The sequence below is a fragment of the Bacteroides neonati genome (assembly GCF_000499785.1).
In the GTDB taxonomy this organism is placed as follows: Bacteria; Bacteroidota; Bacteroidia; order Bacteroidales; family Bacteroidaceae; genus Bacteroides; species Bacteroides neonati.
Window position 1 is genome coordinate 898,365 of sequence record NZ_HG726020.1, and the last position, 12,036, is coordinate 910,400.

General features: G+C 38.4%; 10 protein-coding genes and 1 pseudogene. 7 read left to right on the forward strand and 4 right to left on the reverse strand.

Going from position 1 to position 12,036, the window contains the following annotated elements:
• Nucleotides 1-6 precede the first annotated feature (6 nt).
• The gene (locus TY03_RS06775; RefSeq protein ID WP_042368467.1) at nucleotides 7-651 is read left to right on the forward strand and encodes an ATP-binding cassette domain-containing protein; all 645 of its coding nucleotides are present in this window, start codon (nucleotides 7-9) and stop codon (nucleotides 649-651) included.
• Entirely contained in the window at nucleotides 648-1,850 is a 1,203-nt protein-coding gene (locus tag TY03_RS06780; protein ID WP_042368469.1) for a hypothetical protein, read from the forward strand. The genes TY03_RS06775 and TY03_RS06780 overlap by 4 nt, the downstream gene beginning before the upstream one ends.
• Nucleotides 1,851-1,861: 11 nt before the next feature.
• On the opposite strand, the gene TY03_RS06785 is transcribed toward TY03_RS06780, so the two are convergent.
• The 3 genes from TY03_RS06785 to TY03_RS06795 are packed head-to-tail and all read right to left on the reverse strand — an operon-like array spanning nucleotide 1,862 to nucleotide 4,290.
• On the reverse strand, nucleotides 1,862-2,368 hold the full coding sequence (locus TY03_RS06785; protein WP_042369246.1) for a GDYXXLXY domain-containing protein: 507 nt from the start codon (nucleotides 2,366-2,368) through the stop codon (nucleotides 1,862-1,864).
• Nucleotides 2,355-3,335 (reverse strand): DUF4401 domain-containing protein, encoded by a 981-nt coding sequence (locus tag TY03_RS06790; protein WP_042368471.1) that lies wholly within the window; start codon nucleotides 3,333-3,335, stop codon nucleotides 2,355-2,357. The genes TY03_RS06785 and TY03_RS06790 overlap by 14 nt, the downstream gene beginning before the upstream one ends.
• The gene (locus tag TY03_RS06795; RefSeq protein ID WP_187373979.1) at nucleotides 3,316-4,290 is read right to left on the reverse strand and encodes a DUF2157 domain-containing protein; all 975 of its coding nucleotides are present in this window, start codon (nucleotides 4,288-4,290) and stop codon (nucleotides 3,316-3,318) included. Before TY03_RS06795 ends, TY03_RS06790 begins: the two co-directional genes overlap by 20 nt.
• Before the next feature lie 685 nt (nucleotides 4,291-4,975).
• On the opposite strand from TY03_RS06795, the gene TY03_RS06800 reads away from it, so the two are divergent.
• From TY03_RS06800 to TY03_RS23245, 5 genes and pseudogenes are all read left to right on the forward strand, one after another.
• On the forward strand, nucleotides 4,976-5,584 hold the full coding sequence (locus TY03_RS06800) for a hypothetical protein (protein ID WP_042368474.1): 609 nt from the start codon (nucleotides 4,976-4,978) through the stop codon (nucleotides 5,582-5,584).
• Between the two features lie 453 nt (nucleotides 5,585-6,037).
• Nucleotides 6,038-6,331 carry a carboxypeptidase regulatory-like domain-containing protein gene (locus TY03_RS06805; RefSeq protein ID WP_042368476.1) on the forward strand — a complete coding sequence of 98 codons (294 nt, stop codon included), beginning with the start codon at nucleotides 6,038-6,040 and terminating at the stop codon, nucleotides 6,329-6,331.
• Nucleotides 6,332-6,522: 191 nt separating this feature from the next.
• Nucleotides 6,523-8,376 (forward strand): outer membrane beta-barrel family protein, encoded by a 1,854-nt coding sequence (locus tag TY03_RS06810; protein ID WP_042368478.1) that lies wholly within the window; start codon nucleotides 6,523-6,525, stop codon nucleotides 8,374-8,376.
• 4 nt (nucleotides 8,377-8,380) lie between these two features.
• Complete coding sequence (locus TY03_RS06815) at nucleotides 8,381-9,502, forward strand: cysteine peptidase family C39 domain-containing protein (RefSeq protein ID WP_052332413.1); 1,122 nt, start codon at nucleotides 8,381-8,383, stop codon at nucleotides 9,500-9,502.
• A gap of 224 nt (nucleotides 9,503-9,726) precedes the next feature.
• Nucleotides 9,727-9,915 (forward strand): annotated as a pseudogene (locus TY03_RS23245) (IS1182 family transposase); the annotation flags it as partial.
• 712 nt (nucleotides 9,916-10,627) lie between these two features.
• On the opposite strand, the gene TY03_RS06825 reads toward TY03_RS23245, so the two are convergent.
• Nucleotides 10,628-12,025, reverse strand: coding sequence for a glycoside hydrolase family 57 protein (locus TY03_RS06825; RefSeq protein ID WP_042368482.1), 1,398 nt, complete (start codon nucleotides 12,023-12,025; stop codon nucleotides 10,628-10,630).
• Between the last annotated feature and the right edge of the window lie 11 nt (nucleotides 12,026-12,036).

Here is a 12,036-nt window from a genome sequence, read left to right on the forward strand (position 1 = left end):
GAACTTATGAACACCATCCACTTACAGCAAACACTTCCCCAAGTGTTTGCTGATCGCAATTCGGTCACATCAGACGTTTGGCATCAGGATTTGCTTTTCCGCAAAGGAGAAGCCTACTTGATCGAAGCCGCTTCGGGTACCGGAAAATCATCGTTATGCAGTTACATTTATGGTTATCGAAACGATTTCCAAGGTATTATCAACTTCGACGAAACCAACATCAAAGCGTTCTCGGTGAAACAGTGGATTGATCTGCGCAAACACTCCCTGAGTATGCTGTTTCAGGATCTGCGTTTGTTTCCGGAGCTAAGCGCATTCGAAAACGTGCAACTAAAAAATCAGTTAACAGGCTACAAGAAGAAAAAAGAGCTAATCGCCCTGTTCGAAACACTCGACATAGCCGATAAGCTGCATACAAAGGTCGGAAAGCTCTCTTTCGGGCAGCAGCAACGTGTTGCTTTTATCCGTGCACTTTCGCAACCTTTCGACTTCATTTTTCTGGACGAACCGATAAGCCATCTCGACGATGCCAACGGCCAACTCATGGGGCAAATGCTTCTGGAAGAGGCAAACAGGCAAGGAGCCGGCATCATCGTTACCTCTATCGGCAAACACATTGACTTACCCTACAACACTCTACTTAAGCTATGAAACTAGTCTGGAAACTCCTCCGCCAACACATCAGCATCGGGCAACTGTCCGGTTTCTTCCTGGCCAATCTTTTCGGCATGGTTATCGTGTTAGTTAGTATTCAGTTTTATCAAGACATCCTTCCGATGTTTACCGAAGGCGATAGCTTCATGAAGAAAGACTACCTCATTGCTACCAAGAAGATAAGTACGCTGGGCAGCTTTGCCGGTAAGAGCAATGCCTTCTCTGCACAAGATATCGACGAACTGAAAGCGCAGCCCTTTACCAAATCGGTAGGTACCTTTACTCCTTCTCAATTCAAGGTATCGGCAGGGTTGGGTATGGAAGAGGCAGGCATCCGCCTCTCTACCGAGATGTTCTTCGAAGCTGTTCCCGATAAGTATGTAGACGTCAGTCTCGACAAATGGCACTTCGATGAGCACACACATACCATCCCCATTATCATCCCACGCAACTACCTGAATCTCTATAATTTCGGTTTTGCGCAAAGCCGAAACCTTCCCAAACTATCCGAAGGGGTAATGAGCCTCATACAGATGGATATCGTGTTGACAGGCAACGGACGAACGGAGCGGTACAAAGGCAATATCGTAGGCTTCTCGAACCGTTTGAATACGATATTGGTTCCACAATCGTTCATGACCTGGGCCAATAAAACCTTTGCCCCCGATACCGAAGCGCAACCTTCGCGCTTAATTATTGAGGTGAGCAACCCCGCAGACGCAGGGATAGCTAAGTACTTCCAACAGAAGGGATACGAAACCGAAGATGGCAAACTCGATGCGGGCAAAACGACTTATTTCCTGCGCCTCATCGTAGGCATTGTGTTGGGTGTAGGCCTGTTTATCAGTATTCTTTCGTTTTACATACTTATGCTGAGCGTTTTCTTATTGCTGCAAAAGAACACAGCTAAGCTCGAAACCCTGTTGCTCATCGGCTATAGCCCCACACGCGTAGCACTCCCCTATCAATTGCTTACGCTGGGATTGAATGCCGTTGTGTTGCTTCTGGCGGTCGGATTCGTAAGTTGGCTCCGCAGCTTCTATATGGATACACTTACACTTTTGTCACCCCAATTAGAAGCCGGTACACTTTGGCCGACCATCGTTGCCGGAACCCTTTTGTTCTGTCTGGTGTCGGGAATCAACCTGATTTTAATCAAACGAAAAGTGATGTCCATCTGGATGCATAAAGCATAGCCGAAGTCCGGTCAAGGAATCAAGCGGAAACGATCATCGTAAAGCCCAACCAGAATACTGTTGCCATCGCTGTCTACTCGCAATCCGCCGTAGACTGCTTTGGTGTAGGGTTCTCCTTTCCCCTCTTCGAAGAAAAACGATTCGGCACCGAGTTTCAACAAGTCGAAATACCCTTTGTGGTATTTAATAAGTTGTTCATTCGCAGCCAATTCACTTTTATCGGGTTGAAGCCGCACAATCTTAGCTACCCGGTTACTATCCAGCACAATAACGGCATATCCTCGCCAAGGAACAAGGGCAAAACTGTCGGCAAGATGGTTTTGCTTGATATCGGAAACCTCATAATTGAGTGCCATATAGTCACCCTGCATCAACGAACGCGGGTCGACAGGAGCCAACCGAAACAAGACCAGTTCGCCCTCTTTGAGCGTTTGCTCCTTGCGAACGACCGACCAGTTAAAATAAGCCAGCAACAAGATCAGATTGCCCCCGATGAGCAGCCATTTATATTTCTTCATGATCATTCTTCTTTTTAGTAAAGTAATAATAGGTAAGCAGCAGCACAATACCCGTCAGAACGAGTATCCCCGACTTGGTTAAGAGCGTTAATTGCAGATCATAATAATACTTCACGATCACGTACATGACTAGCAGCAAGCTGGCTACCGTCTCTACATTATACCCGTAGCCAAAACAGAGCAGCAGCAAGAGCAATGCACCCGATAAGTAAGGAGCAAAAACAGTGGGAACGAGCAGTGCCGCACAGACCACATAAACCCATACCTTCGTCCGGACACTTTGCACGTCCATCGTCTTCATGATCCTCCGAAGCATCAGCACCATACCTACCCACGTAACAACCGAAAGAATACTAACCGAGTTGTTGAACACATAGCCAATACCCGACATCCACACCACTCCAACGGCAAAGGAGAGAAAGAACCCAGCATGCAGCGCACGAAACAATCGCCTCATAACAGAGTATCCGGCTACGATCCTTGCTTCGAATGTGTTCAGTAAGAAGAATACAATCCCCATCAGCAGCACCACAAACTGACTGGATTCAATCGCGTCCGCCCCATTCATAACCAGGCCGGTAAAAGCCGTATTGAAAAGAAGCACCGCAAGCGTAGGAAAGAAGCCCCCTCGGGAGAGAAAAAAGGTTGCTACGGCGATGAGCATAAAGACGATGCAAATCAGATAAGTATTCCAATGCGCAACCGTCATACCCGCCAGCAGTGCCACGCAACCTGCCACATAAAAGGTAATAATAGAGGTATCCAGAAAAAGTTGGTGAATGATTCGATTGCCCACAACGGATGCCCCGATGGCACAAACACCCACAACAAGCAATGCCGCCTCGGAGCGAGCTATATCCGATAGTATCAGAAAGCCAATTAAACACAAAGCGGCCAACAATCCACCCACCACCGAGAGCACCCGTACGGCGAGGTTAGAAGCAGGGTTATTGAGCTGTTGTTCCATATCCTTGCTTTTTTAGTTTAACAATCAACGAAACAATCGCAGTAGTGCCGGCTACCATCATCCCTCCCATCAACAAGATGATACTTATATCAAGCTGCTTTTCAAACATCCTAAACAGCGCGGCATTCAATACCAATAAGAGACAAAACAGGATTGTAGCAATATAAAACAACTGCTGTCTGCGAAAGCCCCAAAGCAGCCCACCGATACAGACCACGATCAGGAGCAAAAGAGAAGCCTTCGAGCTATGGGTGTTACTCAGTATATAGATCATCGCATTCAGGGTACCGCTAGCGAGCCCGGCCAAAGCTACCGTATTGATAAACCATACGTTTCGCTGCTCTAATTTTTTCTTGATAAGTAAGCTCTCGGCAATGACAACGGAGAGAAGACAAGTCAGTATAGGTGCATTCTCGATCAGTATCCTCACCCCTTGATCCGAAACAGCCACTTGTTCTTTGTAAAGGTATATAGTGATATTGGTCAGTGCTATCCACAATAGCCACAACGGAGCACAACGACCTGCAACAGCCCAAAGTGTAACGAACAGTGTCCAACCGAAAAAGAAATCGTATGCATTGGCACCCGTCTGGTAAATTTGTCCGTACACTGCAAAAAGTGCACCGACTAAGACCGAGGCTGCGGTAAGTAACACTTGCTTCATCGACACACTCCACCGGGTAAAAAGCACTAGAGCGATAGTAAGAATCAGCATCGCTTCGATAAGCCCCAGTTTAATGAATTTATGTAGCTCCGCCCAGTTATAAGCAAAGAAGAAAACAATTCCACTCACCATGAGCGATACTCCCAAAACAGGAAGTAGTATACGGAAAAACTGCTTCCATTGCGCACTATCGGCATACACATGCTCGCGAAGGAGCTGTTCCATGCCGCGCCAACCGACTTCGGAACCGACTGAATAAATCTCTTTTCGCTCTCTTCTCGTCTCATCCATAAGCATTGATGTGTTTCAGCGTAAGTTATGAATTTATATAGTTAGCAAAAATAAAGAAACAGTTGATTATCAAACTATTTTCTCTAAATTCTTATGTAAAATTAAGAAAAAACAGATTGATAAAATCAAAACAAAGACGGTTAAACTTCTTATTATCAATCAGATGACAATGGCTTCATCGACTATCCATGCGATTACTTTTCTTGGTTTACAAAAGAAGCATTTTAACGGTGCGTTAAAATACTATTCTTGGTATCAAAGAGTACGTATTCTTTGATGCCAAGAGTATATACTTTTGGTGGGTAAGAGATAGGGAAGAAACAGAACTTGTTAATAATGTTAAAATAGAAATGTACAATCGAAATATTCATTCTTACAAATATATGTGTTAAATGATAAAAGCAGTCACGATTAAGTTAAAGAAAACACATTTAGCATAATAGAAATAAAAAAACAAGCATAACCAATTGATTAATAACGCATTTATTTACATTTGCAATCATATTAAACTACTTATTAATTAACTTCAAGAAAGACTTTAAGCATATAATATGTCATGCATATTGTAAAAGGAATATCTAGTAATTGTACTGTTGGGTTAGATGCACTAGGTCTATGGTCAGAACAAAATGCAAGTATTTCATTTTTCAGGCTTTAATGTGTTTATAATAAATCATAGAACAGTATGAATAAAGTTGTCATATTTTTAATCTTTGCATTCAGCGCAATCGGTGCGCTGAGTCAACCCATCATTATCAAAAAGGAAATAATTAATAATGATACAGTAACCTGGACGGAGGATGACAACACAATAAGTAAGACGAGCAAATATATACGCGTATGTATTTCAAGCGATATGGTCAAACCTTCCACTATCATAGGACCCGAAGCCGCTTTAGCCTATGTTGTCGGGAAAACCCCTTTTAAACCGTATACTCTTCCTTACCATGTTGTTAGCCAACTTACGTTAGAAGAAATTCGAGTGTTATTAGAGAGCAAAAATCATCAGCCTATGTTTTTTAGCTTTATTTTAGATACAAAAGGTAAGGTGACTAACATTAAATTCTTTTTTAGCTCGGATATTGCCTTTAAGTTTTCTTCTGGTGAAATAAGTAGAATTAGAAATGCCATCAAAAGTAAATTTGAATTCAATAATGATCCAGATTACACACTGTATAATTATGTGAGTTATGGCTGTTATATTAAAAAAAAAGACATCATTTCAATATTTGAACAACTTATAAAATACTACACAAAAGAAAACACGCCCAATGAGCACGAACAGCCGCGATGAGATTATTGATTTCGTCCACAGTCATTGCCCAATGTCAGATATAGTTGGCATTATGCTGACAGGAAGCCATGCAGACCATACAGATAGTGATAATTCGGATATTGACATCATTGTTATATCCATGATCTCAAGCAGGCAGACGCACGAGAATATAAATATTTCAACTGAAAATTCTCTCGTGTATACTTAATGGATGAAGGATGTTGGTAATATAGTGGACAGATTAAAATCTCTAAATATAAAGGTATTTAATGCAATGTTGTCTTTAAGTCTCCTAGTAGCATTGGACTTACTGGCCGCATTACATCCTTAATACCAATAAAGAAGAGACTATTTGAAATAAAGCCGTCAGACTGGGGAGAGATCACAAAAAACAATATTATTATAGATCTTTTTGAATCAAAACACACACTTTTATAAACAAGTACTAATTACATATTAATATTTACATCTATGAGAGGAGTATTAACATTCGCTACGGTTCTCACACTATCTTGTTTAAATTTTAAAGTATCAAATGCTCAAAATTTAAGCAAGTTGAGTGGAATAATAGTAACAGAAAATCAGCTACCTGTTGAGTATGTTTACATTCTTGCCGAGAATGACAGCATATTGAAAGAAACGCTTACAGATTCAAATGGGAAATTTGAATTGTTAGTCAAAAATGGAAACTATAAACTGAAAGGAGTATATTTCAGCAAGATTCTTTTTGAAAAAGAATTAAATATTACCTCTACCTTAAATTAGATACATTTTATGTATCACCAAACCTATCACTTGACGAGGTTATTGTTGAAGCTCCGCATAATCTGGTTTCTCATAGAGAAGACAAATTAATATTTGATGTCCGCAAACTAAGCAAGACGGAAGGTTATAATGCAAATGACGTATTAAAATATGTACCCAAAGTAATTGTTGATTTTAACGGACAGATTAACGTGGGAAGCAAACAGGCAACCGTTTATTTAAATAACAGAAGATTATCATCCGATGAAATCGCAATAGCACTAAACAACCTGCATGCCAAAGATATTTCCGAGATTGAAGTACAATCTACTCACGGAGGAGAATACGGAGTAGATATTCAGGGAGGAGTTATCCATATTAAAACGGTCAAAAACCGTACAGGATTTAATGCAGCCACCCAGTTCTATGCAGCCTATCCAAAATCGGATTACTATACTTTATCACCTAATTTAAATCTTTTCTTTGGTAAAGAAAAGTGGAACATCTACTCTTCTTATAGTTTTAATCATGGAAAAGGTGGTAGTTATTCCGAGACCACCAATCATTATAACCAAAATAATATCACGCACGAGGCTTCTGGAGAATTCAAGAATAAACCAAACTCGCATACTTATAAAATAGGATCTTTATGGGATATAAACAAAGATCATACTATCAGTTTTGAGTTTAACGGAATATCAAATAACCCGGGTAGAAGTTCATCATTCTCTGATATAAATCTGCTAGAAGAGCAGGTATTAATTGACCGGGCAAAAAGCGAAAAAATTTATTCGTCAAACTCCGATTTTTATAATGTCGCTTTATATCATGAATGGAAAATCGACACCTTAAAAAGTAATTTAAAAACATTACTTAATTATAACAATAAACAAAGCTATTCCGACAATATAATTAATTCGAGGTATGAACTTTTGCATGATAAAAACATCTTTGAACAAAATAGCTCGACTGCCGATGCGAATAATTACTCCCTTAAATCCGATTTAAGGAAAAATTGGGCAAGCTCATTATCATTAAGAGCGGGTATTCAATATTCATATAGCAAAAGGAAAAGTGACCTGAAAATAAATAATCCAGATTCGGGCGAAAGCGCTTATGAACAGTGGACTTATAACGAAGGTATTGCCGGAGCATATATTGGTTTATCAAGAAATATCGGGAACGTTTATTTATATGGTAACATACGGGTAGAACATACTTATATAGAAGGAAAGTCCAGAGAATCAAAAACTCTTGACAAGAATTATACCGAAATATATCCATATATCACCCTCAACCATACACTTAAACCCAAACTATCCTATGGCATACTGTATACGAAGTATATATATCGCCCTCCATTTAATTTAATGAATAATTATTCGAATAGGGTTTCTGACGTATTATATGATGTAGGAAATCCGGATTTAAAACCCCAGAACACGCATACAGGACAAATTTCATTAAACTACGGCAGTCATTCCACTTCATTCGAAATAAATTACACTCCTGATGCGATTACGGAATTCTTTGAAGAGCGAAATGAGATCACTTATCATACTAACTTAAACTTTGGATCCGTTACGAGACTGGGCATAAATCACAATTTTAACAGTAACATTTTTAAGTGGTGGTACACCAACCTTTATATTTATGTAGGTTACGAACATATTCCTAAAAGTTATAATAAAAAAGAACTATTCCGAGGATTTATTAATTCAAATAATCGTTTTTCAATTCCTGCAGTAGGAGATATTCAATTTTCTTTCAACTACAATTCAGGAAATATCAATGGTAATGCACATAATAAACGTAACTATGGAATGGATATTTCTTATGGTCGATCCTTTTCAAATAATTCAGCCAATATACAGTTAGGCGTTTCAGATATTTTTAATACCCGCTATTATCGTTCACGTAATTATGTGCCGACGTTGGAGTATTTATTTTACAGTAAACCTCTTTCACGTAATTTTTGGATAAGACTAACTTACAATTTCAATACAAAGGAAAAAGTAAATAAACAAAGATTAAACAATCAGAACTCAATCATTAACAGGTTGTAGTACAATGCGTAAATTTCCATTTTATAAACAGCATGACAGTATGCAGTGCGGAATTAGCTGTCTCCAGATGGTATGTAAACACCATGGAAGATACTATTCTCAGGAAAAATTGTCTCATTATTGCTTTGCTTCCAATGAAGGCGTTTCGCTGTTAGGCATCAGTGAAGCAGCCTCACAGTTGGGATTCAGGACTATATGCGGAAAAATGACTTTAGAACAATTAAACAAAGTGCCTCTCCCTTGCATATTACATTGGAATCAAAATCACTTTGTGGTACTTTATAAAATCAATCAGAAAAAAAATCATAAGACCAAATACCATATTGCTGATCCAGGAAAAGGACTCATTAGATATGACCGAATTGATTTTAGTGATAATTGGTACAGTACATTATCTTCTGGTGAAGAAAAGGGAATAGCTATGATCATACACCCTAATTCTTCATTTTATGAGAATGAAAATGAGAAAGAAGATGGGAAAAAAAAGCATTCCATTTCATTCATGCTAAAATATATACTGCAATATAAACGTTTTTTTACACAAATACTGTTAGGGTTATTACTAGGTAGTATCTTTCAACTCATCTTCCCTTTTCTCACCCAAGCAGTTGTAGATATAGGTATTAACCACAAGCAAGTTAACTTTATTTTTCTTATCCTGCTTGCCCAGTTAATGCTGATATTCAGCAGAACAATAGTAGACTTCATACGACGTTGGATAATATTACATATCAGCATGCGGATTAATATATCGTTACTTTCGGATTTCTTTATCAAACTGCTTCGTTTGCCCATGTCCTACTTTGATACAAAACAGTTAGGAGATTTAATGCAGTGGATAAATGATCATTCAAGAGTAGAAAACTTCTTGACTACCCAAACACTAACTATATTATTTACATTTTTCAATTTTATTATTTTCGGGATTGTGTTATTAAGTTATAATACAATAATTTTCATAGTTTTCTTATCCGGAAGTGTAGTTTATGGCAGCAGGATTGCTATTTTTATTAAGAAAAGAAAAAAATTAGACTATCTGACTTTTGAAAAACAGTCAGCAAATAATAATAAGACATATCAATTGATAGCATATTACATCAAACGTATCACAATTTTGAATTTTTAATTATCGATAATGGGAAGCTGACAAGTTGAACTCCATCGAAAAGAAAATATTTACAGAACTGATGACCGACACCCCATTGATTCTATTTAATAAAATTCAAATTTTAGATTTGATAAGAAAATTAGTAAGCTCCCGAGAGTCTGTGCAAAAACCGTAGAGGCTATATTGAATTATCATTTGTTTTTCGTATATTTATGGAAAGAAACTAAACAATATATCTATGAGATACTCAAGTAAGTCTGACAGACAAAGATTCAAGAGCATTAATGTTAACCAATAATGTATCAGGAGTTGGATATGCGGTTCAAGCAGCCTCTGATAGTAAACACAAATTATTGGTTCACTCTCATATTGGAGCATCAACTGATAAAAGAGAAAACAACAATATTAATGTTAGTATTATTGATGCTCTAATTGATTATGATACAAACTATAGAAGCCAAGAACATGGATTCGAGCTGGTAGTTCAGAAATATAACTTAAACGAAAGGGATGTATATTTCTTAGCATTCAGTATAGAAACGTTTGATTACTTGATAGACTCTATACCTATGGAAACAAGAAGTGGAAAGAAGCTTGTAAGTTGTGCTACTGCTGTTGTTGGTAGCGTAATTACAACAATAGGAGCAACAACCATAGCAACGGGATGGGGATTGGGGCTATTTCTTGTCGGGAAAGCTGTTTCGTTAGTAGGTGTAGCAATGTGTGCCACTTAAGATATTATAATATGAAAAGATTTATATATGCTTCGCTAGCCATATTAATAATAATAAACCTCTTCTTTTCAATAAAAGATTATCATATTTCCTATATATTAAACCTAATAGTAATATGTATAGTTATTTTACTTGTTCTTATTTCTAAGAAAAAGACTTCTTGATACTTGTATTTTAGAGAGTCTCTTTACGCTACTTTACAGAGAAGTAAACATTAAAAACTGATTAAATTATATCCGTGGAGTAGAGTAAATAGTTAAAATGACTGCTGACGAGTGTCCAAGAAAGCCTTAAACAATAGAAGGTTCATCCCTCTTTTTTATGGCAAAAAAGTGAACTAAATAAAAGCTACGAGATTTTCTCGTAGTTTTTATTTAGTTCACTTTTTACAAGAACACATTGTAAAGAATTATTCTACTTCTTTTTTCGTTGCTGTTTTTTTAGTCGCCACTTTCTTAGAAGCTGTTTTGGCGACTTTCTTCGCTGGGTCTGCTTTGGGTTTAGCTGCCTTAGCGACCTTTTCTACTTTTACAACCTCCTTATCCAACTCCTTATGAAGAGCTGAGATCTCTTCGCCTTGATTTTTGATTGTGGTTAAGAGCGAATTGAGTTCCTCATTGTCCATATCTTCGGGATAGAGAGCGTTTACTCGTTTGATGAAATCGCCTAAGATATTCATATAATTGGTAAATGCATCGTAGGGTGAATCATAAATCCCTCTATTCAGCCAAAGACCTGTATTCTTGGTTGTCATAAACCGGAAATTATTGCTTGCTTGCAAGTAATCCCAATCCTGCTTAATGCGGCGATCATCACATAAGTGCACACGTTCAGCCACGCTATAGAGTTTATTAAATGCTTCGCGTTGCAACACATTGCCTAACCAGCTGCTTGTATCTCTCTCTTCATCGACCCATGACAATGGATACGATACTTCAATAGGAGAAATAGACTTCAGCTTGGTAACAACCTCTGATGGAGTAGAGAATGTGATTCCTCTCTCTTTGGCACAGAATGGCAATGCTTTCAAGAATTCAAGTATATTGGATGAAAGTGGCTGATCCATGCCCAGTGCACTCAGTTCCATAAAGATATTAATCACTTGCTCATCCTGCGGTAAGGCATCAATCCAACCGATATACTTATCGGCAAATAGTGGATACTCACTCCAATCAGAGTTAGAGAACCGCAGACTGATATCATCGGATAGTTTGAAATCTCTCAGTAATACCTTCAGGCTGGGTGCTTGACTGCAATGATAAACGTAATGAGGGCTCTTCCAGCCCAATATATGCTTAGCTCCTTCGGTCAAGACTCCTTTGAATCCCATAGAAGCAATCATTGCACCAATTTCATCCGAATAAATCAGACTCGAATTGCGAAAGACCTTAGGTGCCTTGCCAAACATCTGCTTCATCTTGTCACTTTGACGAAGTACTTCTTCGCGGAAGCACTCTTCATTAGCCAAGGATGATAAACCATGAGAGTAAGGCTCGGCCAAAAACTCACAACATCCGGTATCGTTAAGCTGGTGCAACAGGTCAATGACTGCAGGTGCATGTATTTCGAGTTGTTCGAGTGCAACCCCGGAAATAGAAAGAGCTACTTTAAAAGCTCCCGCCGATTTCTTTGCCATTTCAATTAAGGCACTCAAAGCAGGAATATAAGAGCGTTCGGCAACTTCGTTCATACCTGTTTCGTTGGCATAATCATCATAGTAATAATGATCGGCACCAATATCAAAGAAACGATAACGTTTCAAATGAATAATTTGATGTATTTCAAAATAAAGACAGATTGTTCTCATATCTATATTAT

Coding starts and splice junctions, on each gene's coding strand:
- TY03_RS06775 (WP_042368467.1), top strand. CDS start 7: ATGAACACCATCCACTTACAGCAAACACTTCCCCAAGTGTTTGCTGAT.
- TY03_RS06780 (WP_042368469.1), top strand. CDS start 648: ATGAAACTAGTCTGGAAACTCCTCCGCCAACACATCAGCATCGGGCAA.
- TY03_RS06785 (WP_042369246.1), bottom strand. CDS start 2,368: ATGAAGAAATATAAATGGCTGCTCATCGGGGGCAATCTGATCTTGTTG.
- TY03_RS06790 (WP_042368471.1), bottom strand. CDS start 3,335: ATGGAACAACAGCTCAATAACCCTGCTTCTAACCTCGCCGTACGGGTG.
- TY03_RS06795 (WP_187373979.1), bottom strand. CDS start 4,290: ATGGATGAGACGAGAAGAGAGCGAAAAGAGATTTATTCAGTCGGTTCC.
- TY03_RS06800 (WP_042368474.1), top strand. CDS start 4,976: ATGAATAAAGTTGTCATATTTTTAATCTTTGCATTCAGCGCAATCGGT.
- TY03_RS06805 (WP_042368476.1), top strand. CDS start 6,038: ATGAGAGGAGTATTAACATTCGCTACGGTTCTCACACTATCTTGTTTA.
- TY03_RS06815 (WP_052332413.1), top strand. CDS start 8,381: ATGCGTAAATTTCCATTTTATAAACAGCATGACAGTATGCAGTGCGGA.
- TY03_RS06825 (WP_042368482.1), bottom strand. CDS start 12,025: ATGAGAACAATCTGTCTTTATTTTGAAATACATCAAATTATTCATTTG.